The organism is Kiritimatiellia bacterium (assembly GCA_028715905.1).
Lineage (GTDB): Bacteria > Verrucomicrobiota > Kiritimatiellia > JAAZAB01 > JAAZAB01 > JAQUQV01.
Genome location: JAQUQV010000030.1, coordinates 1 through 23,468, shown reverse-complemented (window position 1 = coordinate 23,468; position 23,468 = coordinate 1). Strand labels below are relative to the sequence as shown.

Here is a 23,468-nt window from a genome sequence, read left to right as displayed (position 1 = left end):
GCAAGCCGGCGCCCGCCTCAAGCAAGATAACGGCCGATAAAATCCCCGGTGTTCCAGACGTAGCGCGCGAGAGCGGTTCGGCGGGCTTCCTGCCCGAGCCTGGCGCGCAACTCCGCATCCGCCGCCAGTCTGGCGATTGATTGCGCCAGCTCGGCGGCGCTGTTAAATACATAACCGCCGCCGGACGATAATTTCTCGGTCAAGACCGGCAGGGTGGAGACGACCAGCGGCAGGCCGGTCAGCATACCCTCAACCATTGCCAGCGAAAAAGTTTCGCGCATGACGCGCTCGTCGCGCGAAGGCACGATCATGGCGTCCATGCCCCGCAACCATTCCGGCATATCGTCCGCCGCCAGCCAGTGATAGACTTTTATATTCTTTTCCGGGAAGTGCGGCGGCGACGCATAACCCGCCAAATGCAAAACGCAGCCGGCGGATATATGTTCCGGCAGGGCGCGCCAGGCGGCCACGGCGGTGTCCGCGCCTTTCCAGGCGTTCTCCAGAAAACCGACCACGCAGAAATGAACTTTTCCGCCGCCGGCGTTTTGTTCACGGCGGGACGCCGGCGGGTGAAAGCGGGCGGCGCTGATATGGCCAAAAAACACTTCCGCGTCGGCGAACCCCGCTTTTTTAAAACGGCCGGCGATTATGCTGTTGACCGCCAGAATCCTGGTTGTTTTGCGCGGCAGAACCGCCAGGAATCTCCGCGCAGGCAGGCGGTGGGCAAAAAGAATTATTTCCAGGCGCGGATTGAACAACAGCAGCAACCGGAGAGCCGGCACCAGGTCGTTGGCGACGTTTGCCAGAATAATTTTTTCATAACGCCGGCGCCGCAGGCGCCAGGCGGCCTGCAGGCCGCCGGCGAGGTTGTTTTTCCAGGTTGTCGCGCAGAATTCGGACGGCGAGCCGCCAAATTCGCGGTTGAAAATTTCCCGCCATGAAAAATGAACCGGCACCGTCGGCCGGAACTCTTCCCGCACAAGATCCTTGAGCAGGTTCAGGTTGAACAATTCCACCCCGCGCAGATTTGCCTTGCGGGGTTTCAGGAACACCTTGTCCAGGAACAGCAGTGTCCGCCGCGGGTCAGCGTCCGTAATGCATGGTGAAAAATCCGGTGTAGTCATCAGCGTAACAGGGCGAGTCGCAGAGGCAGCCGAAATCGGGCGTGAGCGTTTCTTCAAAGAGATCGTGCCACTGGGTTTTGAGCATATGGTAGTCGTTGCGCTCGCCCCGCGGCTGGATCAAAAAGGATATTTCCTCCGTCATCAGAAACGCGTCCACACAGGCCAGCGCCAGCTCAACCGGCGCATCGTGCGTAAAAACCAGGTTAATCATGCGGCCGTAAGACTGATAAACGGAGAGCGCCATTTCCGGCGAGTGCTGCTCCGGCAGGTCATTATTGGCATCTATTTCAAAAATAATAAAATGGTCCATCCAGCGTTTTAAAGTTTTCAAATGAATCCGTTTCTGCTCAACCGGCATGTGGTGGAAGGCCAGCGAGCTGACGACAATATCGTAATGCCGGTCAATTTTGCCGGAGACGTCTTCTATTTTGCTTTTCACGGATTTTACCGGGGCGCCTTTGACAGCGTTGTGAACCGTGGTAACGGCCAGATCAAGCATGCCCTGCGAGCGGTCAATCAGCATGATTTCTGCAATGTCGCCGATTTTGCCCGCCCGGCGCAATGCCTTAATAAAAGCCGCAGTCAAGGCGCCATCGCCACAGCCAATATCCATAATGCCGACCGGACTGGTAAATGCCGGCAGCGAATGCGAGCAATGCCTTAAAAAGTTCAAACGCGAATCGCGCACGGCCGGCACGCCGGTGAAATGGATATAAGGCCGCGGGTCCGCAAAAACAACCGCCGGCATGGCCACTTGTCCATGCCGGCGCTCAATAAAGGACGAGAGATACGCGTTGGACATCAGTTTTTCTTCTTCCGCCAGGGCGCCGGCCGCCAGCCATTGCCGGCCCAGTTTGACCTGGCCCTTGGCGGCCAGTAAAGATCCCAGATAATAAGCGAACATCGGGGCCAGGTTGGCGCGGACGCGGGGTTGCAATTGCTCCGGCCCGCATTTGCCGGCAAACGCCTCGGCCGCCAGCGCCCGCCATTCTTTTTTTTCCTGCGCGTCTAAAAAAAGCATCTTGTCCGCCTTTCATATTGTGTTAATCAAAATAGTCTACATGAACCGCCCGTTCCGCGCAAGCGCCGAGAATGTTCTTGCGTCGCGGCCCTTCGGGTGAATTTTGCGCGCTTCGCGTGCAAAATTCAGGTTGCACATTGCGATAAGGCATAGTATATTTTTCGTTCAAGCGAGACGCAATCAGCGCGGATAGATACATGAAAAGAATCTGGGCGCCCTGGCGCATGAAATACATATTGAAGTCCCGGCAAAAAGGTTGTTTCCTGTGCGATATTATCAAGGCCAGCCGGGATCAACGGAATTTCGTGCTGCAACGCGGTCAATTCTGCATCCTGCTTCTGAACAGATATCCGTACAATAACGGACATTTAATGGTCGCGCCTTATAAACATGCCGACGCCCTGGAAAGCCTGGCCCCGGAAGAAACGGCCGAAATGATGCGGCTGGCTTCCGGCGTCTGCCGGGCGCTCCGGAAATGCCTGAAACCAGACGGATTCAACCTGGGGCTCAACATTGGCGCGGCCGCCGGGGCCGGGTTAAAGGACCATCTGCACCTGCATATCGTTCCGCGCTGGGAAGGCGACACGAACTTCATGCCGGTGCTGGGCGGGGTGAAAATCATTCCCCAGCCCCTGGAAGAAGTCTGGCGCAAACTGCGTAAGGCCTTAAACAGTGATCAATAAAATTCTGCGCAAGAAGCGCAGGATTTTATTGCAAATATTTTCTGATTATGATCATGCTGGTAAAAGCTGACCGCGTAACAATGGAATGAGCGTCATTTCCTTTAATTAAAATAATAAAAACATTTTGTTTTATCTCTGCGACCTCGGCGCCTCGGCGGTACAAAATCTATGCGAAAAAAAATATTTAACCCAAAAACAGCGTTCCTACAGTACGGCATCCGGGAAGTCGTGGAACTGGCCCAGCAACTCGGCGAGGCCGACCCTCAATTCAAATTCGTGGGCGAAAATATCGGCGACCCGGTGGCCAAGAAATGGCAGGTGCCGGTTTTTGTCAAAAAAATCCTGGCGGATATTGTCAGAAACGACAATAAAATTTTCGGTTACGCCCATTCAAGGGGCATGCTGCAAAGCCGGCAATGGGTCGCCGACTGCGCAAAAAAGCTCGCTCCTTCCAGCCGCCTTGACGCCGAACATGTCCTGTTTACCAACGGACTGGGCGCCGCCATCAGTCTGTTTTACCGGACGCTCAGACCGGGCACCCGCATCATCCAGCCGCACCCCGGATACCCCTGCCATATTTCCAATGAAAAATTTGCCGCCGGCCAGCCTTCCATAGGATACCGCGCCGATCCGGATAATAACTGGGCGCCCGACCTGGAACATCTGGAAAGCCAGATAAAAAAGCACCCGGAAATTGCCGGCATTTTGCTGATCAATCCCAACAACCCGACCGGCGCGGTTTACAATCAAGACACGCTGGAAAGGGTGGTGCAACTGGCCGGGCGCCACCGCTTAATGCTGATCTCCGATGAAGTCTATTTCCGGCTGGTTTTCAACAAGACCAAATATGTCCACCTGACCGAGCTGGCGGCCCGGCGCGTTCCGCTCATTGTCATGCGCGGCATGTCCAAAGACATTCCCTGGCCGGGCGGACGCTGCGGCTGGCTTGAATTCCATAACAGCGGCCTGGACAGGGACTTTGACCTTTTTTTTGAAAGCATGAAAAAACCCCTTCTGCTGGAAGTCTGCGCGGCGGCCCTGCCGCAGGCCGCCGCGCCTCTTATTTACGAAAGCCCGCACTACGCCCGCTGGCTGCGGCAATACACGGCCGAGCTGGAACAGATCAGCAATGACATTGCCGGGATGCTGGGAAAAATTCCCGGCATAAAGGTCCGCCCGATCCAGGGCGCTTTTTACCTGATGGCGCTCTTTGAAAAAGGACTGCTCAACCGGCGGCAGAAACTGCCCGTGAAAAACGCGCGCGCAGCCGCCATTATCCGGCGACTGACAGCGGATCCCGGTTGTCCGCCGGATAAAAGATTCGCCTATTACACGCTGGCCTCCACGGGCATATGCGTCGTGCCCGCCAGCGACTTTTCCTCGCCTTTTCCCGGCTTCCGCGTTACCACGCTTGACCGCGTCTCCGCGCGCCGCCGGCAGATTTACCAACGCCTTGCGCAGGCAATCCGCGATTACCTGGCTTCGGCGTAAGCGCGCATCCGGAAAGCAAGCATGAAGAAACGCCATTTTTGTTCCATAGCGCAGGATTCCCCGCCATGATTGTCCATCTGCTCAATCGCCAGGCAATCTGCAAACCGGATACGGCCGCGGTCAAAAGACTGGCCGCGTTCCTGATGGGGCAGGCGGCAAAGAAAGGCGAAAGCCGTTTTGCCGAGTTGTCGCTCCTGCTGACGGACGATGACGGCATCCGGGAAATCAAGCGGCAGTTTTTTGACCGCGACCGCGTTACCGACGTTATCAGCTTTTCCCTCCGTCCCCCGCCCGCGGGCGGCCGCCGGCGGACGGCTGAAATCGCGGTCAACATGGAGCAAGCCCTCCGCGAGGGCAGGAAAAGGAAAGGGGCGGAGCGCGAATTCGCTTTATATCTGGCGCACGGCTGCAACCACCTGGCCGGCCATGACGACCGGACCCTTCAGGAGCAAACAAGCATGCGCCGGCGCGAAACGCGCTGGCTGAAAGAGGCGTCCGCTTTGCATTTGCTGACGGAATTGTTCCGGCCGGCGCGCCGGCAACGGGCGCGCAACACGCCTGCCGGCGGATGAGAGCGCGCAAAATCTGTTGCGATTTTTGATATTTGCGTTATGATATCTCCCGCAGAAAAGGCATTGCATGAGCACGATGTGGACTAAAATTATAACGGCTTTTCGCACCAATATCCTGATCGGGCTGTTTCTTCTGGCCCCGCTGGTCGGCACTCTTCTTGTTATCAACATAGTCACCGTCTTTATCAGCCGCCAGCTTCTGCCGGCGCAATGGCTGGAGTCCAGCTACGCGCTCCTCTACCGCCTGGCGGCCCTCGCGATGGTGGTGGCGGCGCTTTACTTTGTGGGATTATTCACCCGTAATTTTTTCGGCAGAAAAATATACAGCCTGGCCGACTGGGTGCTGACGCATATCCCGGTCATCAGCAGTGTTTACACCTCAATCCGCCAGATCAGCGAATCGCTGGTCAGCACCCAGAGCACGCTTTTCAAGGATGTGGTGGTCGTCCAGTTCCCGCGCCCCGGTATGTATGCCATCGGGTTTATAACCGCGCGCGTGCCGGAAATCATTGCGCGTAAAATCACGGCCGGCCGCGCCGCTGATGGAGACGGCGATATGATCTGTCTCTTTGTGCCGACGGCCCCCAATCCGACTTCCGGTTTTTTTCTGATGATGCCGCGTTCCGAGATTACCTACCTGAACATCAGCGTGGCGGCCGCCATGAAAATGGTTATTTCCAGCGGCGCGGCCAGCCCGTGGCGCAACGAGACCGAATCGCGCCTGACTCTGCTGGATCACATTGAAGCCTGGCTGCAACGCGGGGCGGCAAAACCTTCCCCGCCGGAGCCGCCCGCGGCCGACAAGCCGGCTTGAGATGATCATAAAGACCCAGGCCATCGCGTTAAAAATCAGCCCCTTTTCGGAGACCTCCCGCGTCGTGGTCTGGCTGACCGCCGAGCACGGCAAGATCGCCACCATCATAAAAGGGGCGCAGCGGCCGCGCAATTTTTTCCTGGGCCAGTACGACCTTTTTTACACCTGCGAGCTTCTGTTTTATCTGCGCGTGTTCCATGGGCTGCACATTGTCAAGGAATGCTGCCCTTTGAAAACCCGCGCCGCCTTCCGCTCATACTGGCCGGGGACGGCCTGCGCCTCCTATTTCGCCGGCCTGGCCGCGCGCATCGCGCCGTTCTACGCCCCGCAACCAAATCTTTACCCCCTGCTGGAGACGGCCCTGGATATTTTCATGGAGCCGCCCGCGGCCAACATGCGCGGCGGGCAAGCCCTGGCAGTCAGTCTTTTCTGGTTTGAACTGAAACTGCTCGGAGCCATGGGGTTTGCGCCCCGCCTGAACGCCTGCCTGCAGTGCCGGCGGATTTTGCCGCTTGCGGCGCCCGGCCGGGGGAACGGCTCAATCGCCTTTTCGGCGGCGCGCGGGGGCGTGTTTTGCGACCAATGCGCCGGGCAGCATAAAAACGATTCAATCCGGATCATGCCCGACCGTCTGGCCCTGCTGAAATTCTGGCAGTCTTCACGCAACATCCAGGCCGCCAGGAACGCGGTTTGCACCGAACATCAGCTCAAGGACGTCCGTGTCATGCTGGGGGCTTTTCTACAATACCATCTTGAAACGGAAAACAGCGGACGGGATATTGCGCTTTCCTTGCTGAAGAAGCGGCGGGAGCGCGACGGACAGGCCGGACCCGGCGGCGCCGGCAACCCGCTTGTCATGAAACCTGCGGATTAATCGCTTCAGCCCTTGAAAATAAAGTATTTACGGACGACGAAATTGATGGCGGCGGCCGCGACGATATCCGCGCCAAAGGCGAGCGTGGTGCTTGACCCCAGATATTTTATCATCAAACCCATCACGGCGCTTCCCACGGCAATACTGATGGCCGAAACGGCGTAAAACATGCCGATTTCCAGCCAGCGCCGGTGCCGGCCGGGTTCAAAAACCCAGGTAACATTCAGAATATACGCCGCAAAATTGGAAAAAATGAACGCCAGCCAGTTGTTGATGACCGCGTTGCGCGCCCGCACAGTGTCGTTGATGGCGGCCGTCGTCAGGTGTAAAACACGGACAATAATATCATCTTCTTTAAGCGCCGGCACAACCAGCCATGCAAACAGATAAAAGGCGGCAATATGCACCGCCACCGCCACGCCGCCGGAAAGAGAGTATTTTAAAAACTGAACCGGCAGGGATGATTTTTTCCCGGTCAACTGAGTCAAAATTGACTTGATGCTCTCCATGGCTAACCACCAAAAACACCGATTAAACACGCTTATCGCTCCGCTGGCAACACAATAACATCGCGCGGGTCCACGCCGACTTGCAGGGAACATCCGCCTTCCACCCGGAAACCGCCGGCGGACGCCTGGAGCGTATTAATAACAAGGCCGCCCGGCAATTCCACGTGATGTTCCACAACCGATCCCAGATACACCATTTCCCGTAAACGGCCGGAAAAAACATTTTCCCCTCCAACGGCCGCCAGTCCTGCGCCAATCCGCACTTTCTCCGGCCTGACCGCGATGGCGGCCGCCGCGCCGGGTTTGAACTGCCGGCGGCAACCGCGGCTGACCCAGCCGCCGGCGACTGTCTCCAGTTGCAGGACATCCGCGTCCTGTGCAACAACGCGGGCGTCAAACAAATTAGAACAGCCGAGAAAATCGGCGACAAAACGGCTGGCGGGATGCTCATACAATTCGCGCGGCGCGCCAATCTGCTCAATTCGGCCGAGACGCATGATGGCACAGCGATCTGCCATGGAGAGCGCTTCCGTCTGGTCGTGGGTAACATAAATGGCGGTAATGCCCAGCTTTTTCAGGACATGTTTGATTTCCAGGCGCATGTCCGCGCGCAGTTTGGCGTCCAGGTTGGAAAGCGGTTCGTCCAGCAAAAGACAGGCCGGTTGGATAATGAGCGCGCGCGCCAGCGCCACTCTCTGTTGTTGTCCTCCCGAAAGCTCGCCCGGCAGACGTTTTTCCATGCCCCGCAAATGCAGCGCGTCCAGCATCTGCCGGACGCGCTCCCGCCGCTCTTTTTCCGGCAAACGATGCGCGGGAACAGTCAGACCAAAAGCAATGTTTTCTCCGACGGTCAAGTGGGGCCACAGCGCGTAATTCTGAAACACCAGGCCGACGTTGCGCAAATGGGCGGCAAGATGGTTGACCGGCTTGTCGTTGAAGCAAACCAGGCCGGAATCCGGCCGGCAAAAACCGGCGATAATCCGCAGGACCGTGGTTTTTCCGCACCCTGACGGACCCAGCAGGAAAAAACATTCGCCGGCGCCGGCCTCAAACGAAACGGAGTCAACTGCTCTGACGCCGCCGAATTGTTTGGAAACATTTTGCAGGGAAATCTTCATTGCTGTTCCATCCCTAGAATTCCGGCAAACGGAGCCACACCGCCGCCGGACGCCGGCGGGATAAGGCCGGCATGCCATAGAACGTCCGTTTCTATGCCCAATGCCAATGCGTTAACGTCCGGTTCCGGGCCAAACGCTTCATTCAGACGCACCGAGACCGCCGCGCGTTCTCCCTTTCTTAAACGCGCCCCGCCGGTCAACGATTGCACCTGTTTCCGCCGCCATTCATTCCGGCGTTGCAGCCAGAACGAGACCGCCAGGCCGGGAGTTTCGTTGCAAAGGACTTCAAATACGCAATACGCTTCCCTGGTTCCGGCATTAAAGGAAAAACCAACGAGCGCCAGCCACGGCGGGAAAACGGTTGGATATTTCAAATTGCCCTCCAAACGCTGGGCCGCCCGGGCGGCGGCCTCGTCCTCCTGCGCCAACGTCCGCAGGGCGCGATAATGCGCGGGCAAGAGTTCAAGCAGGCGGTGCGCCGCCTGCTTGTCCGCGCCAGGCGCAAAATCAGTCTGCAAGCCGCCTTCAACGCAGGCAAACAGCATTTGCCGCATTTCCACGGCCAGAGCGGGAAAAACCGTCTCGTCAAAGGCCGGACCGCCCGCGGCCAGCGCGGCGAGCTGCGCCGCCGCCGCCGGCCGGTCGCCCTGATACAGGCTGTGCCGGATTGCGGCCATGGCAATTTCGGAGCGGACCGGCGCCAGAACATCGGTCAAACTCCAGCCGATTTCCATGTTTTTCAAAAACAACAGCGCGGAGGCCGGCGCGCAAAATTCAATCCGCGGCTGAATCTCACAGCCGGGACGGAAAACCATGGTAAATTCGCGCCATGTGCCGGACTGCACCTCCAGGCAACAGTTTGTTTCCGCGCCGCCGTTCACCGTCCGGATAACGAGCGGAACGCATAAATCCGTTTCCGCTTCCTTTATTTTCAACATCAATTCGCCGCGCAACTCATATTGTCCGCGTCCAAGGAGAACGGGCAAATCCAGCGCTTGCAAATACGGTGAGGCCGGACCGCTGTCCTGTCCGCCGCCGCCCTTTTGGATCGCCTGCAAGTCCAGCGCTTTCAGCGCGTCCGGCAGATTGCGCCGGCCGCTCCCAACGGACGGCTCAAGGCAGGCGAAATCATACGGCTGTTGAAGGCGGACCCTGGCAAACTGCTCGTAATAATACCCGCTCCGGCCATTGATGGAAACCGCCGCCGGGTCAGTCCGCATACCCTGCTCAATCGCGCCCCGAAGAACGGCCGCGGCGGCCGCCGTCCGGCCGGCCGCCGGCCACAGGCCCAGGCGGGTTGCCAAACGATATTTGGCGGCCGGATTCAGCTCTTTTTCCAGCACCGCTTCGGAAAAACATCCGGCGAGGCGGTCCTCGCGCGCGGTTTCCATGAATATCCGCGCCGCCTCGTCAACCGTAAAGGCGATCCGGGCGAAACAGGGAATATAGAGAATGTCTTTAACCGGCTCGGCCTGCAGAGTGATGGACTCAAACGGCTGGCCGCGCGGCTGCCAGGCCGGACGTTGCAATGGAACCGCGGCCGTGTCGTAGGGGTCCAGCGCTATTCGTTTGCGCATGCCGAATCCGCGGATATTAATGACGGCCGGACGTTCCGCCGTGTTGAGCACCAGGTACACGGGTTTTGTCAAAGGTTCCGGACCGCCGACGGCGATCGTTTGGGGCAGGCGATCTATCAAAAGACAAACATCCCCGCCCAATCCGCCGCCGGACGGCAGGAAGGTTTGCCGGCCGACCGGATTCTGGTCGGCGTTGATAATCAGCGCCGGATGAGAGAGCGCAAGCCGGAGCGAGAGTTCCGGCGCAAAACGTTTCAGGCCGTAAAGCTCAAGGGCCGGCGAAACAAAGGTGGCCAGGCCCCGCGGCGGCAGCGGCGCCCAGGAACAGAGCAGTTCGCTCTGTCCAAGAAACCGGCTTAAAAATCCGGCCGGCTCCGGATATAATTCGCCGGTCAAAGGATGGCGCAGACCGCGACCGCTGACGCCGGAAACTCTCAACAGATAATCAGCGCCCTGCGTAATCAGGAATTCCGGCCCGCATTGTTCAACCTTTCGGATGAGCAAGGGCGTTTTCCAGGTGTTGATACAGGCCGCCTCCGCGTAGGATTCCGCCGCCAGGGAACTCTCCAGCGGCAGACGCAGCTGCAGCCATTCCCGCGCCATGAGGCGGGTGTCTTTCCAGGCAAACAGATCCGATACGCGCAGTCCATTGTATCCGTTCGCGGCCAGCGCCAGACAAGCCATGCTGATCGCAAAAACGCGCATAAAATAATTCCGCGCGCGCCACAAGACCGCCAGAGGAAGCGCGGCCAGCGCGGCCAGCGACGGCAAAAAAAGCAGAAACTCCTGCGAACGCACCCAGGGCGCCAGAAAGAGCCAGTACACGGCGTATAACAAAGGGAACAAAAGCAAAAGAGACCCATACCGGCGCACGAAGCCGAGCGCCGCGCAGGGCAGACCGACCGCAAGCAGTACCAGCCATGGATATCCCAGCGTGGCCAGATGATCATGCAGGCAGACTAAATGATGCAGGTAACGAATCGCCGGCCGGGCGGCCGCCGGACCCAGGTTCAACGCCGTTTCCGCGAACACGCGCTGTTTTTCCGCGGACAGCCCGGCCCAAAACCATTGAAAATCCAGTAATACGGCCGGATTGGCGATTGCAAAGCCGGCCCCGAAAAAGAAAACACCCAAACCCGCCCATTTCAGCGCCGCCGGCCAGAATGTTTTCTCCGGCGGCGTTGCCGACATGGCGCGGTCGCGCGCAAACAATACGCTTTCAACCAGCATGACGGGGGCGAGCGTCAGCAGGGTAAATTTAGTCCCGGCGGCAAAGCCGCTTGCCAGGGCGGCGGCAATCAACCAACGCCGCCGGCCCGTATCGCCGGCCGCCACCCAGAACCATAAGGCAACCGCCAGGGTCAAGACGGCCGCTATGTCCGTTTCGGCATAATGGCTGTGTTCAACGGCATACTGAGCAAACCCGGTCAAGCCGGCGGCCAAAAGACCGGCCAATTCCGAGCGCGCGAGCCGGGCGGTCAACAGGAACATGACCGCGCAAAGCAGCACGGCGCCCCATGCGTTGAGCCATCGGCCGAAATAAATCCCGTCCGGCCTGGCGCCGCGCGCGCGGTCAATCTCCCCGCAGATATATGAAAAACGCTCATGCGCCCGAAACAGGGCCTGGCCGGCCAGCATAAAGGGACGCGCCAGGGCAAAAAAACCGTTCGGATAAACGCGGTCCCTGATATACGCGCTGTGCGCCGAGTGTTCCAGCCATGTCCCGATCACGGGTTCGTCCGGGTGCAGTTTCGGCCATTTGATGCCCTCCACGCGCGCGTACAGCGCCCCGACGCACACGAGAATGAGCAGAAGCAGGCATGTTTTTGAGTATTGCATTTTCCCCGGCATTTTGACCGTGTCCGCTCCAACTTTGTTCATGCCGGCGGATACGCTGTTCCGCCCGCACAAAGAGCCGGAGATCAGGATAGCCACGCGTCCGGCGTATGTATAAATATCCAAGAACACAATCCTGTCAATAATAATCGCGGGGGACTTTGCGCTGATTTTGATTGCAGAAGACGGCGGGAGCGGATATGTTTTTGACAACCGGTTATTGGCCGATTTATGGAGAAAACTTATGCTCTGGCGGCAAAAAGCTGAACGTCTGGCGCGCTTGTTAATCTCGTTCCGGCGCCGCAGCACGCGGGTAAGCGCGCCGCCCTTCCGGCTCTGGATAGAAACGGCCAGCGCCTGCAACCTGCGCTGCGTCATGTGCCCCAACAAAGAACTGGCGGCCTCCAGCAAAGGGTTGATGAGTTTTGACCTGTTCCGGAAAATCATTGATGAATGCCGCGTGTTTGCCAGCGACGTCTATCTCCATCACCGCGGCGAGCCCTTGCTCAATCCGGCCTTGTTTGACATGATCGCCTGCGCGCGCCAGGCGGGCCTGAAAACCCGCTTCCATACCAACGGGACCCTGCTGAACGAGGATAAAGCCCGGCGCCTGCTCAAGGCGGCGCCCGACCTGGTTTCATTTTCATTTGACGGGTTCACGAAAGAAGCGTATGAGAACATACGCGCGGGCGCCGTGTTTGAGACAACGCTGGCCAATGTCGTCCGCATGGCGGAACTGCGTAGAGCGCAGGGTTTGAAAAAGCCTTACATTGTGGTTGAAAAAATACGCTTCAAACAAGCGCCGGCCCCGGTCAACCGGCGGGCAAGCGAGGAGACCGCGCGGCGTTTGAACGCGGCCGGGGTGGATGAAATTATTGAAAAGGAGGAATATGTCTGGGCCGAAGAAAACGCGCCGGAAACAAACGCTCCCCGGCCGGGATCGGTCTGCACTTTTCCCTGGTATGCGATGGTCATCTGCGCCGACGGCACGGTAACGCCCTGTCCGCAGGATTTCGGCGCCCGCATGCGGCTGGGCAATGCCAAGGAAGCAACCCTCCTGGAAATCTGGAACGGCGCGGCATACCAGGAACTGCGCAAAAACATGGCCGGCGATCTGCAAGCACTCGCGTTATGCCGCAAGTGCGACCGCCTCGGACGAAAAACCATCGGCGGCCTGCCCCTGCAATATATGGCGACATTCCTGATTGACCACCTGCTCGGTTACGGCAAACTGCGCAAAATGCTGGGAACGCAGGAGCGCAACTGATTGGCTATGAAGATATTATTCCTTGCGCCTCATCCTTTTTACCAGGAGCGCGGCACGCCGATCGCGGTGGATTTGCTTTTGAAAACGCTCTCGGCCCGGGGCGACACGATTGAACTGGTAACGTTCCACGAAGGGGAAGAGAAACAATACGCCGGCGTAACCATTCACCGCATTCCCGCCCTGCCATGGGTCCGGAATATTCGGCCGGGGTTTTCGTGGAAAAAGCTGGCCGGCGACGTGCTGCTGGCTTTCAAGGCCCTGCGGCTCGCATCCCGGAACAGATTCCAGGTGGTCCATGCGGTAGAGGAATCGGTCTTTATCGCCATGGTCATCCGTTTTCTTTTCGGGGTGCCCTATGTGTTTGACATGGATTCCTCCATGCCGATGCAAATAATTGAAAAGATGCCGGCTTTATCGGTTGCGGCCCCGTTTCTGAGGTTTTTTGAGGCGCTGGCCGCGCGGAAATCCCGGGCGGTCGTGGCGGTTTGCGACGCGCTCGCCGATATCGCGCGCGCGGGGGGCGCCCGGCAGGTGTTTGTCCTGCGCGACATTTCCCTGCTCCCGGCCGGTTACGCGCCGTTGGCTCCGCCGACGGCAGCAGCGGCCCTGCCGGAAGTGGAACACCCCTGCCTGATCTACATCGGCAACCTGGAGGCTTATCAGGGCATTGACCTGATGTTGAAAAGCTTTGCGGCGCTGCTTAAATCCGAGCCCCGGGCCTGCCTGGAAATCATCGGCGGCAACGAAAAAACCATTGCGCAATACCGGCGGCAATGCGCGGATCTCGGCATCGCGCCGCGGGTGCGTTTTTTCGGCCCCCGGCCGCCGGCGGACATGGCCCGGTTCTTTACCCGGGCCGATATCCTGATCTCGCCGCGCGTCAAGGGCGTCAATACCCCCATGAAAATTTATTCTTACCTGCAATCAGGCAAGCCCGTCCTGGCCACGGATTTGCCGACGCATACCCAGGTTCTTGACGGCGCAACCGCCCTGCTCGCGGCTCCCGAGCCGGAGGCGTTTGCGGCCGCCATGCTGGAACTTGTGCGCAACCCGGCGTTGGGCCGCCAGTTGGCCGAGCGGGCCGCCGCGCTGGCCGGAGAAAAATACAGCTGGCGGGCTTATCAACACACAGCGCTTCAAATCTATCAACAAATAGAAAACGATGTCAAGCGCATGTCAGCTGATGCGCAGCGGCATTAAGACGTAGATAAAAGGAATATTGCTTTTCACCACGGCCGGACTGAGTTCATCCGTGAGCTCAATGGTAATGTCGTCGCTGCTGAGCGACTTTAGCGGATCCATGAGATAATTGGGATTAAAAGTCATGGTAACCGGTTTGCCCGAATATTTGACGGGAATCTGCTCGCTGGCTTCACCCACTTCGGTATTGGACGCCACGATCTGAAGCTGATTCTTGGCGATGGTAATCTTAACCGAGGGATTCTTCTCGTTGGACATGATGGCCGTTCTTCGCAGGGTGCCGATCAGTGGTTCGCGTTCCACCGTTACTTTTTCATCGCATTGACTGGGGATGACCAGCCGGTAATTCGGATAAACCCCTTCTATCAGTTTGGAAATAATGGTGCAGGCGTCCATTTCAAAAGAAACCATATTCTTAGTAAGCGATATCTTGACGGTTCCCTCCTCCTTAAGCGCCTTGATTAATTCATTGATTGTCTTGGTGGGAATAACAAAATCCATTTTCTGATCGGCCGGTATTTCTACCTCTTTTTCAATCAGCGCCAACCTGCGGCCGTCGGTGGCCACAACCATCATTTTTTGTTCCTTAATGCTGATAAAAACGCCATTCAATATCAGACGGCTTTCGTCATCCGAAGCCGCATAATTCGTTTTCTGGAGCGCGTCCTTGAGCAGGGGCTGGTCTATGGTGAATGAATGCGCTGTCTGAAACGGCGGCAATGCCGGAAATTCATCCGCTGAAATGCCGAGTAATTTATAGGAAGACTGACCGCATTGAATCATGGCCCGGTTTTTGTCTTCAATATAGAATTCAACGTTATCGTGCGGCAATTCGCGGATGATATTAAAGAGCATTTTGGCGTTAAAGCTGCCTGCCCCGGTTTTGGGAACTGCGGCTTGAAGAGAACAGATCATGCTGATGGATAAATCCGTGGCAAAAAGTTTTATTTTGTCCTTTTCCGCCGTAATCAGCACATTATAAAGAACCGGCAGGGTGGTGTGCGACACAACGACAGATTGAATCAATTGCAACCCTTTGATGAACTCGGTTTTCTGGATTGTAAATTTCATATCATGCTCTCTTATTATTATTTATTAGTTATTAAAATATTAATATTAGTATTAATAATGTAAATAGTGAATAAAACAATATAAAAATTTTATTATGAACCAGTTAAGAGATTATTTTTTTTTATAATGTTTATAATATGCTGTTTATAAACTGTTGTTTTCAGTGTTTATAATCTCATCGGAAAAACAGCGAATAACCGAATTTACAGGCTTTCAACACTGCTATCAACATTTTTATTGATGCATCGCGATAACTTTATGACGGTTTGTTTAAGTTGCGTGTCAAGTTTGACCTGGCGCTCAATCTTGTGGCAGGCGTGTAAAACGGTGGCATGGGTTTTGCCGAAAGCCATGCCGATCTCGGGAAAAGAAGAGTTCGTGAGCCGGCGGCAGAGATACATGGCAATTTGCCTCGGCAGGGCAATGTTTTGAGAACGATGCGAGCTGGTCATATCCGCCAGCCGGATATCAAAAAAGTCGGCGGTATTTTTTTGAATCATCGTTATGCTGACCGGATCGATGGACTCCTGTTCAATGCTGTCCCGCAGCAACTCCCCGGCCAGCGCAATGCTGATTTGTTTATTGTACAGCGAAGCATAAGTAACCAGGCGGGTTAAGGCGCCTTCCAGACGGCGGATATTTGACTTAATGCCGGAGGCGATAAAAGTTAAAACTTCCTCGTTTAAAGCAACGTTCATGGATTGCTGTTTAGAGCGGAGAATCGCCATTCTGGTCTCAAAATCCGGCTGGGTAAGCTCCGTCACCAACCCCCACTCAAACCGGGAAACCAGCCTTTGTTCCAGGCCCGATATTTCGGCGGCGGGACGGTCGCTGGTCATAACAATCTGTTTGTGGGCGTCATAGAGGACGTTAAACGTGTGGAAAAATTCCTCCTGCAGGGCGCCGGTTTTGGAGAGGAAGTGAATGTCGTCAATCAGGAGCAGATCGGTCCCCCGGTATTTATCGCGGAATTGTTTAATACGGTTGGTTCTCAGCGCATCTATGTAATCATTCATCAACGCTTCACAGGAGAGATAGCTGGTGCGCAGTTTTGATTTTTCAAACACATAGTGGCCGACGGCCTGCATTAAATGGGTTTTTCCCAGGCCGACCCCGCCGTAGATAAAAAGAGGGTTATAGGCCTTGCCCGGAGACTGGGCGACCGCCAGCGAAGAGGCGTGCGCGAAGCTGTTGGAGGAACCGACCACGAACGAGGCGAAAATGTATTTCGGGTTCAGGGAATTTTCCGCGCCGTTTGTTTTCCCGCTTTTTCTCGGGTGCCCCGGCTTGAAATCCCGCATCGGGCGGGAGGCGTCCGCGGCGGATTCGGCCCCGCTCTGCGGCTGGCCGGGCGACTCCGCGGTTACCTCAAACACGACTTTTATCTCCCGGTCGCAAACAAGATTGACAGCTTCCTTGATAAATGCCAGATAATTTTCTTCCAGCCAGGACTGGTAGAAATTGTTGCTGACATTCAGGACGAGCGTATTTTCCGTCAGCCGGTTCGGAGAAATTACCGCTATCCAGCGCGCAAAGATGTCTTCGTTGAGACGCTGTTTCAATAATTGGCTCGCCTTGAGCCAGATCGCATCGGCCTTAGTTGTCAAATGCCACCTCCCGCGTTAAGTTAAATAAATTCAATCCCGGCGGAAAAAATCCGGACATACCGGATATCAACCAGTAAATTCTCTGTTTCCTGCGCCGCGCAGCGTCCGCGCGTGTATTAACAGGTTATTAACAGCCTGTTTTACATCGCCACTGTCGTTACGACTCGGAGCATAATCAGGCGGGGCGCGCTCGGCAAGCTAAATCTTTCTCTGAAAACCAAAATTCAATCTATACAACATATTGTCGTATCCGAAAGCAAGATGCCCTTATGATGATTATTGCGCAATAATCATAAAATACCACGATGCGGCCAATACCCGGCTTTCCGGAAAATCACGCTGATTGTTTAAAAGAGCCGGGAAAAAAAAATGCATTTATGAACAAATCGGTTTTGCCTGCTGTTTGCGTCTTTTGGTTGGCCATTGGCGGGCGAAACGGGTCCTCAGTGGAGCGCCTTTCTTTGTTCAATCGGGATGTATTCCCGCGTTTTTTCTCCGGTATATATCTGGCGCGGGCGGACGATTTTGAATTGTTCGTTGTGGACCATTTCCCGCCATTGGGCAATCCAGCCGGGCACGCGGCCGATGGCGAAAAGCACTGTGAACATGTTGTAAGGAATACCCACGGCTTTCAAAATCAACCCGGAATAGAAATCAACGTTCGGATAAAGATGGCGTTCAATAAAGTAATCATCTTTAAGCGCCAGCTCCTCAAGCTGCAAGGCGATATCAAACAGCGGACTATTCATCCCGGGCTTTTTCAGCAGCTTGTGGCATGCTTTTTTCAGAATAAGGGCGCGCGGGTCAAAATTTTTATAAACGCGGTGGCCAAATCCCATCAGCCTTTCCTGCCGGGTCTTGTTCTTGGCGCGTTCAATAAATTCCGATGGTTTTGCCCCGTTGGCCAGGATATGTTCCAGCATGAGAATCACTTCCTGGTTCGCGCCGCCGTGCCGCGGGCCCCACAGAGCCGCCATGCCTGCCGAAATGACCGAATAGATGTTGGCCAGGCTGGAACCGACCAGGCGTACGGTGGAAGAACTGCAGTTCTGTTCGTGGTCGGCATGCAGAATCAGGAACAATTCCACGGCCTGGACAATTTCCGGGTCCTGTTTATAGTCCTTGACCGGCGAGGAGAACATCATGTTAAGAAAATTCTGGACATAGCGCAGTTTGATGGAAGGATAGACCACCGGCTCGCCGATTGATTTTTTGTACGAAAAAGCGGCCAAAGTGCGCACCTGTGAAATCAAATTCGCCATAAACTGCTCTTCAACGTCCGGATTGAGCACGTCCGGAACGGGATAAAACGTTGCCAGTGAAGCGACCATGGTAGTCAGGATACCCATGGGGTGGGCATGATGAGGGAAGGCGACAAAATAATGGCGCATGTCCTCGTGGATGAGCGACGATTCGTTCAGCCGGTCGGAAAAGACGGTTAATTCCTGCTTGGTCGGCAGTTCGCCGTGGATCAGCAGATAGGCGTTTTCCACAAACGTGGAATGTTCGGCCAAGTCTTCAATCCGGTACCCGCGGTGCTCTAAAATACCCTTCTCGCCGTTGATGTAGGTTATGCGGCTCTGGCAGTTGCCTGTGTTGACGTAGCCGGTATCCAGCGTGATGAGCCCTGTTTTTTCGCGCAGGGTGGAAATATTAATCGCCCTTTCGCCGTTTGTGCCGGTAACAATTGGAAACGTATATTCTTTTCCGTCAATGACCAGTCTGGCTGATTGCTCCATGGCGGCTAATTTCCGCGGCAAGGTTGTTTCTGTTAATAAGGTTTGCTTGCCGGATTGAATTTACATACATGATCGCGCCGCGGGTGTCCACAAAAAAAGACCGCTATTTTGAATTCATGATTACGCGGCGGATTCCCGCCCGGACGGGAAGCGGGCTGCGGCCGTTTCAGGGCCGGGGAGACGCCGGGGCTGGCGGGCCTTCCGGAAATTTGCCTTCCAGGGCGTCGGCCACGATTTTCTTGGTATCCCCCGGGAAGTCGCTTTTCAGAATCCATTTCAGAAACTTGGCGTTGTTCTGCGCCAGCTCGCGTAATTTCCGGCCGGCGTACTGCGCGCCGAAATTAATGACGATTTCGCCTGCGCTCCACTTCAGTTTCCCGGCCCGGTCCGCCCAGGCCGCGTCCCGTTTGAGGGCGCAATAATCGGCTAATTCCTCAATGGTTTGCGGCAGATCGGGGTATTTTTGCAATTGCGCTTCCAGCACTTTGATGGTGGCGAGCGTGTCGGCCTCGGCGCCGTGGGCGTTCACGTGTTTCTCGCCGCAGTAAAAGGAGAGCGCCGCCGTCAGGTCGCGCGGCTCCTTTTTGTGAAAAATACGCTGAGCGTCAACCACCCGGCAGCCGTCCGCGGGAAAGGCAAAACCGGCCCGGGCGAACTCCTCGGTCAGAATGGGCACATCAAAGCGCGCCACGCCGAATCCGGCCAAGTCGCAGTTCTTGAGCAGCTCAAAAACCGGTTCGGCAATCTGTGCGAACATCGGCAGAGAAACAACGTCGGCGTTGGAGATATGGTGAATGGCTTCCGCCTCGGGCGGAATCAGGATGCCGGGATTGCAGCGGAACACGTGTTTATCCCGCGCGCCGTCCGGCAGCAGCCTGATAACAGCCAGTTCAATGATCCGGTCCTGGCGCGGATTGGCGCCGGTGGATTCAATGTCTATAAAGGCCAGCGGACGATTTAAGTTTGACAAAAACATATCGGTGGACAAACTATCAGGAAATCGGACGGGAGGAAAGCATTTCTTGCAAGAAAGGAGACAAAAAAATCATGAAACCAGCTTTGGTTGTTATGGCGGCCGGCGTCGGCAGCAGATACGGCGGCCTGAAGCAGATTGATCCGGTCGGGCCCAATGGCGAGATTATCCTGGATTACTCGGTCTACGATGCCGTTCGGGCTGGTTTCGGCAGGGTGGTTTTTATCATTCGCCGCGATATAGAGCATGATTTCAAGGCGGTCATCGGCTCGCATTTCGCGGAACGGGTACAAGTGGACTACGTGTTCCAGGAATTAAACAACCTGCCGGCAGGTTGCAATGTTCCGGAAGGCCGTTCCAAGCCGTGGGGCACGGGCCAGGCCGTCCTCTCCTGCAAGGATGCCGTCCGGGAACCGTTCGCGGTGATTAATGCCGATGATTTGTACGGCGCGGAATCATACCGGATTCTGTCCGCCTATCTGGGCAGCCTGGAGCCGGAGAGCAATGCGCTGGCGCTGGTTGGTTTTAAAATCGCCAATACCCTTTCCGACCATGGCCATGTTACGCGGGGGATTTGCGAAGTGGACGCCAACCGCATGCTGGTAACCGTGAAGGAGCGGTTCAAGATTGAAAAAACGCCGTCCGGCGCCAGATATGAGGATGAAAACGGACAATGGATTTCCCTGCGGGGCGATGAATTCGCCTCCATGAACATGTGGGGTTTCACGCCGGCCATCTTCCAGTTCCTGGAGCGGAAATTTCCGGGCTTTTTGCAACAGGCGGGCAACAATCTCAAGGCCGAGTTTTTGATGCCTGCCGTTGTGGATGAGCTTATCAAGGAAAACAAAATCACGGTAAAAGTCCTGGACACTCCCGCCCGGTGGCTCGGGGTCACCTACAAGGAAGACAAGCCCGAAGTCGCGCGCCAGGTGGCCGCGCTCGTGCAGGCGGGTGTTTATCCCTCGCCGCTCTGGAGATAAGGCAAGGCGGGAGGCGGAAGGAAGAGGCAAAGAGGCGGCAAATCCTGCATTCTTTGTTCAGTATTCTGTATTTTCAGGCAATCCCGCGTTCCAACTCGCCGTGGCGGCGCAAGGCGCGCTTGAGGATTTTGCCGGCGGCGTTTTTCGGCAGTTCGGGCATGAAAATGATTTTTCGCGGGATTTCATGCCGGCCGAGGTTGTCACGGCAGAAAGCGCGCACTTCGTCGGAAGTAATCTCCCGGCCCTCCGCCGGCGCGATGAAGGCCACGGGTATTTCGCCGTGCATTTTGTGCGGCTCGCCGACCACGGCGCATTCCTTTACGCCGGGCACATGGCTGATCACTTCCTCAATCATACGCGGGTAAATATTCATGCCGTTGACGATGATCATGTCCTTCCGCCTGTCCAAAATGCTGAAGTAGCCGTCGTCATCCTCGGTCCCCAGGTCGCCGGTGCGGAACCATGCGCCGAAAAACGCTTCCCGCGTTTCATCCGGCAGTTTCCAGTAGCCTTTCATGACGTTCGTCCCGCGCACGCAAAGTTCTCCGATTGTTCCATGGGGCAGGTCCCGGCCCTGTTCATCCATGATTTTCATTTCCACACCCGGCACTGGTTTGCCGACCGTGCCGGCCTTGCGCTTGCCGCCGATCGGGTTCACGCAGGTTACCGGCGAACATTCCGTGGGGCCGTCGCCTTCATGAATCCTTTTCCCGAAACGTTGTTCAAACCTTTCCATCACCGCCACCGGCAGGGCCGCTCCGCCCGAAACGCACAATTTCAGCGGCGCAAAGTGCGCGGTGAACCGGTCGTGCAGATGCAGGAGGGCTATATACATGCTGGGCACGCCCAGGAAAACCGTGATGCGCTCGCGCATAATGGTTTCGGCGACCAGCGCCGGATCAAAACGGGGCAAAGGCACAATGGCCGCCCCGTATATGAGCGGGGCAAGCATGCCGGCCGTGGCCGCAAAGGCGTGAAACATAGGCAGGACCACCAGGAAACTCTCTTTGCCCGGCTCAAGCTGCAGAGCCGCCTGGACGCTGCGCGTGTTGGCGCTCAAATTGCGGTGGGTGAGCATGGCTCCTTTCGGCCGGCCGGTTGTGCCGGAAGTATAAAGAATGGCGGCCAGGTCGTCCGCTGGGTTAATCATGATTCCCGGGTGCGTTTTTTCGCATTTGAGCATTTCTGACCACAGAATATCCGCCGGATCGGTATGGGCGGCGCCGATTAAAACGCTGGTTTTCAGACTTGGCACATGCGGCTTGATCAGCGCCGCGTTGGCGGCAAAAACCTCGTGGTAGATGAATGCTGATATTTCCGCGTCGTTGAAAATAAAGGCGATTTCCTTCGGGTTCAGCAGCAGGTTGACCGGCACAACAACAGCGCCGCATTTAAGAATACCCAGATAGGCCAGGACAAAGAACTCAGAATTGATGCAATATAACCCCACGCGGTCGCCCTTTTTTATGCCCCGCGCCATCAAGGCTGAAGCCACGCGGTCGCTCAGCAAATTTAGCTCCGCATGGGACAAAATTTTGCCGTTGCAAACAATTGCCCGGCCGGAGCCGTAATTCCGGGCCGCGGCGCAAAATATGTCAACCAGAGATTCCGAATGCATGGGGCTGATTTTTGCACGCCGCCGGCGGTAAATCAATGTTTTTTAACGTCCGGATTTTTACCTGATTTTGATTATGTGCTTTTGTTTTTCATCACCATGAGGGCGGAAGGTTGCCTGTTCATTGCATGAAATATGCGGGATGATTTTGCCGGCGGGGCGGGAGACCGGCGGAAGGAAAAGTTTTGACAGCGCGCGCGGATACATTATGCTTTCCGCCGGCGGTCTTTTCACGCCGGAACACAAGCGTGGCTCTGTCCGGCGGCCATGCCGCCCATGCCATGATGCATAGACATTTATTAACGCTCCTGTTGATGGCCGGCATTTTGCCGTGTTATGCCCGCGGCGAAAGCGGGGATGCGGCAGAAATGTTCCGCCGGAATTGCGCGGCCTTGGCTCAAAACGCGGAACAGGCCGGCTCCATGGCCGTGGCCGGCCGGGACGGCTGGTTCTTCCTGACCGGGGAACTCCGGCATATCGGCGCGGGAACATTCTGGGGCGAAGCCGCGGCCGGCGTCAGCCGGGCCGCCAAACCGGACGCCGCCGATCCCCTGCCGGCCATCCTTGATTTTAACGGCCAGTTGAAGAAAATCGGAGTGGAATTAATTATTGTTCCGGTGCCGCCCAAAGCGGTTGTTTACCATGAAATGCTGCCGGGTGCGACTTCCGGGGTTGCAACCGTCCGGCTGGATGCGGTGCACCGTGATTTTTACGCCCACTTGCGGGCACGGGGAGTTGCCGTGCTGGATTTAACCGATTGTTTTCTCCGGAGCAAAAACGCCTCCAAAACGCAGGAGAGCTTATACTGCCGCCAGGATTCGCACTGGTCGGGCAGCGGCTGCGTGCTGGCCGCCGAACAGATTGCGGCGAAGGTGAATCCTTTTCTCGGCGCTGGCAGCCCGGCCGCAAATCCTTTCAAGAGCGAGTGGCAAACGGTTGAAATCCAAGGCGATTTATGTCGCGCGTTCAAAGATCGGAATATTTCCCGGGAAACCATCCGGGTAAGAAAAATAACCGGGACCGTCTCGGACGAGACGGTTGCATCCGGCGTTTCCGGCAAAATTATCTTGCTGGGCGACAGTCATAATCTTGTTTTTCACGCCGGGGATGATATGCTGTGTTCGCGCGCCGGTCTTCCCGATCAGCTTGCGTTTGAATTGAAGCAGAAAATTGATCTGGTTGCTGTGCGCGGTTCGGGCGCCACGCCGGCGCGCGTCAACCTGATGCGCCGCGCCCGGCAACATAAAGGCTATTGGCAGAACAAGCAATGCGTCATTTGGTGTTTTGCGGCCCGGGAATTCACCGAAAGCGACGGCTGGCGCAAGGTGCCGATTGAATAACAACACCGCATCTGCGGAAAAGCATCCACCCCGGCCGCGCGGCAGGCTTGTTTGTGC

General features: G+C 56.4%; 19 protein-coding genes. 9 read left to right on the top strand and 10 right to left on the bottom strand.

Annotated features, from left to right (window positions below; genetic code table 11):
• Positions 1–17 precede the first annotated feature (17 nt).
• Positions 18–1,124, bottom strand: a complete 1,107-nt coding sequence (locus PHP98_07285; protein MDD5483438.1) for a glycosyltransferase family 4 protein — start codon at positions 1,122–1,124, stop codon at positions 18–20.
• Positions 1,084–2,145, bottom strand: coding sequence for a class I SAM-dependent methyltransferase (locus PHP98_07280; protein MDD5483437.1), 1,062 nt, complete (start codon positions 2,143–2,145; stop codon positions 1,084–1,086). The genes PHP98_07285 and PHP98_07280 overlap by 41 nt, the downstream gene beginning before the upstream one ends.
• Before the next feature lie 197 nt (positions 2,146–2,342).
• Between PHP98_07280 and PHP98_07275 the strand changes: the two genes are divergently transcribed.
• From PHP98_07275 to recO, 5 genes are all read left to right on the top strand, one after another.
• The gene (locus PHP98_07275) at positions 2,343–2,828 is read left to right on the top strand and encodes an HIT domain-containing protein (protein ID MDD5483436.1); all 486 of its coding nucleotides are present in this window, start codon (positions 2,343–2,345) and stop codon (positions 2,826–2,828) included.
• A 168-nt stretch (positions 2,829–2,996) separates the two neighbouring features.
• The gene (locus PHP98_07270) at positions 2,997–4,319 is read left to right on the top strand and encodes a pyridoxal phosphate-dependent aminotransferase (protein ID MDD5483435.1); all 1,323 of its coding nucleotides are present in this window, start codon (positions 2,997–2,999) and stop codon (positions 4,317–4,319) included.
• A gap of 65 nt (positions 4,320–4,384) precedes the next feature.
• Complete coding sequence (ybeY, locus tag PHP98_07265; protein ID MDD5483434.1) at positions 4,385–4,891, top strand: rRNA maturation RNase YbeY; 507 nt, start codon at positions 4,385–4,387, stop codon at positions 4,889–4,891.
• A gap of 76 nt (positions 4,892–4,967) precedes the next feature.
• Complete coding sequence (locus PHP98_07260; GenBank protein ID MDD5483433.1) at positions 4,968–5,705, top strand: DUF502 domain-containing protein; 738 nt, start codon at positions 4,968–4,970, stop codon at positions 5,703–5,705.
• 1 nt (position 5,706) lies between these two features.
• Complete coding sequence (gene recO / locus PHP98_07255) at positions 5,707–6,579, top strand: DNA repair protein RecO (protein MDD5483432.1); 873 nt, start codon at positions 5,707–5,709, stop codon at positions 6,577–6,579.
• Between the two features lie 5 nt (positions 6,580–6,584).
• On the opposite strand, the gene PHP98_07250 is transcribed toward recO, so the two are convergent.
• The 3 genes from PHP98_07250 to PHP98_07240 are packed head-to-tail and all read right to left on the bottom strand — an operon-like array spanning position 6,585 to position 11,664.
• Positions 6,585–7,088 carry a GtrA family protein gene (locus tag PHP98_07250; protein MDD5483431.1) on the bottom strand — a complete coding sequence of 168 codons (504 nt, stop codon included), beginning with the start codon at positions 7,086–7,088 and terminating at the stop codon, positions 6,585–6,587.
• A gap of 32 nt (positions 7,089–7,120) precedes the next feature.
• Entirely contained in the window at positions 7,121–8,206 is a 1,086-nt protein-coding gene (locus tag PHP98_07245; protein MDD5483430.1) for an ABC transporter ATP-binding protein, read from the bottom strand.
• Complete coding sequence (locus PHP98_07240; protein MDD5483429.1) at positions 8,203–11,664, bottom strand: phospholipid carrier-dependent glycosyltransferase; 3,462 nt, start codon at positions 11,662–11,664, stop codon at positions 8,203–8,205. Before PHP98_07240 ends, PHP98_07245 begins: the two co-directional genes overlap by 4 nt.
• 127 nt (positions 11,665–11,791) lie before the next feature.
• On the opposite strand from PHP98_07240, the gene PHP98_07235 reads away from it, so the two are divergent.
• Positions 11,792–12,886: a radical SAM/SPASM domain-containing protein gene (locus tag PHP98_07235; GenBank protein ID MDD5483428.1), complete on the top strand. Its 1,095-nt coding sequence runs from the start codon at positions 11,792–11,794 to the stop codon at positions 12,884–12,886.
• Positions 12,887–12,892: 6 nt separating this feature from the next.
• Complete coding sequence (locus PHP98_07230; GenBank protein ID MDD5483427.1) at positions 12,893–14,086, top strand: glycosyltransferase family 4 protein; 1,194 nt, start codon at positions 12,893–12,895, stop codon at positions 14,084–14,086.
• Here the strand turns inward: PHP98_07230 and dnaN are convergent.
• The 4 genes from dnaN to PHP98_07210 all read right to left on the bottom strand — a co-directional run bounded on the left by dnaN (position 14,063) and on the right by PHP98_07210 (position 19,473).
• On the bottom strand, positions 14,063–15,157 hold the full coding sequence (dnaN, locus tag PHP98_07225) for a DNA polymerase III subunit beta (GenBank protein ID MDD5483426.1): 1,095 nt from the start codon (positions 15,155–15,157) through the stop codon (positions 14,063–14,065). The genes PHP98_07230 and dnaN overlap by 24 nt on opposite strands.
• A gap of 203 nt (positions 15,158–15,360) precedes the next feature.
• Positions 15,361–16,764, bottom strand: coding sequence for a chromosomal replication initiator protein DnaA (gene dnaA, locus PHP98_07220; GenBank protein ID MDD5483425.1), 1,404 nt, complete (start codon positions 16,762–16,764; stop codon positions 15,361–15,363).
• 443 nt (positions 16,765–17,207) lie between these two features.
• Entirely contained in the window at positions 17,208–18,503 is a 1,296-nt protein-coding gene (locus tag PHP98_07215; GenBank protein MDD5483424.1) for a citrate synthase, read from the bottom strand.
• A 166-nt stretch (positions 18,504–18,669) separates the two neighbouring features.
• On the bottom strand, positions 18,670–19,473 hold the full coding sequence (locus PHP98_07210) for a 3'-5' exonuclease (protein ID MDD5483423.1): 804 nt from the start codon (positions 19,471–19,473) through the stop codon (positions 18,670–18,672).
• A 77-nt stretch (positions 19,474–19,550) separates the two neighbouring features.
• Between PHP98_07210 and PHP98_07205 the strand changes: the two genes are divergently transcribed.
• Positions 19,551–20,456, top strand: a complete 906-nt coding sequence (locus tag PHP98_07205) for a nucleotidyltransferase (protein MDD5483422.1) — start codon at positions 19,551–19,553, stop codon at positions 20,454–20,456.
• 73 nt (positions 20,457–20,529) lie between these two features.
• On the opposite strand, the gene PHP98_07200 is transcribed toward PHP98_07205, so the two are convergent.
• On the bottom strand, positions 20,530–22,074 hold the full coding sequence (locus PHP98_07200; GenBank protein ID MDD5483421.1) for a long-chain fatty acid--CoA ligase: 1,545 nt from the start codon (positions 22,072–22,074) through the stop codon (positions 20,530–20,532).
• A gap of 182 nt (positions 22,075–22,256) precedes the next feature.
• Here PHP98_07200 and PHP98_07195 point away from each other — a divergent pair, with 182 nt between their 5' ends.
• Complete coding sequence (locus tag PHP98_07195) at positions 22,257–23,411, top strand: hypothetical protein (protein ID MDD5483420.1); 1,155 nt, start codon at positions 22,257–22,259, stop codon at positions 23,409–23,411.
• The last annotated feature ends 57 nt before the right edge of the window (positions 23,412–23,468 follow it).

Coding starts and splice junctions, on each gene's coding strand:
- PHP98_07285 (MDD5483438.1), bottom strand. CDS start 1,124: ATGACTACACCGGATTTTTCACCATGCATTACGGACGCTGACCCGCGG.
- PHP98_07280 (MDD5483437.1), bottom strand. CDS start 2,145: ATGCTTTTTTTAGACGCGCAGGAAAAAAAAGAATGGCGGGCGCTGGCG.
- PHP98_07275 (MDD5483436.1), top strand. CDS start 2,343: ATGAAAAGAATCTGGGCGCCCTGGCGCATGAAATACATATTGAAGTCC.
- PHP98_07270 (MDD5483435.1), top strand. CDS start 2,997: ATGCGAAAAAAAATATTTAACCCAAAAACAGCGTTCCTACAGTACGGC.
- ybeY (MDD5483434.1), top strand. CDS start 4,385: ATGATTGTCCATCTGCTCAATCGCCAGGCAATCTGCAAACCGGATACG.
- PHP98_07260 (MDD5483433.1), top strand. CDS start 4,968: ATGTGGACTAAAATTATAACGGCTTTTCGCACCAATATCCTGATCGGG.
- recO (MDD5483432.1), top strand. CDS start 5,707: ATGATCATAAAGACCCAGGCCATCGCGTTAAAAATCAGCCCCTTTTCG.
- PHP98_07250 (MDD5483431.1), bottom strand. CDS start 7,088: ATGGAGAGCATCAAGTCAATTTTGACTCAGTTGACCGGGAAAAAATCA.
- PHP98_07245 (MDD5483430.1), bottom strand. CDS start 8,206: ATGAAGATTTCCCTGCAAAATGTTTCCAAACAATTCGGCGGCGTCAGA.
- PHP98_07240 (MDD5483429.1), bottom strand. CDS start 11,664: ATGAACAAAGTTGGAGCGGACACGGTCAAAATGCCGGGGAAAATGCAA.
- PHP98_07230 (MDD5483427.1), top strand. CDS start 12,893: ATGAAGATATTATTCCTTGCGCCTCATCCTTTTTACCAGGAGCGCGGC.
- dnaN (MDD5483426.1), bottom strand. CDS start 15,157: ATGAAATTTACAATCCAGAAAACCGAGTTCATCAAAGGGTTGCAATTG.
- PHP98_07215 (MDD5483424.1), bottom strand. CDS start 18,503: ATGGAGCAATCAGCCAGACTGGTCATTGACGGAAAAGAATATACGTTT.
- PHP98_07205 (MDD5483422.1), top strand. CDS start 19,551: ATGAAACCAGCTTTGGTTGTTATGGCGGCCGGCGTCGGCAGCAGATAC.
- PHP98_07200 (MDD5483421.1), bottom strand. CDS start 22,074: ATGCATTCGGAATCTCTGGTTGACATATTTTGCGCCGCGGCCCGGAAT.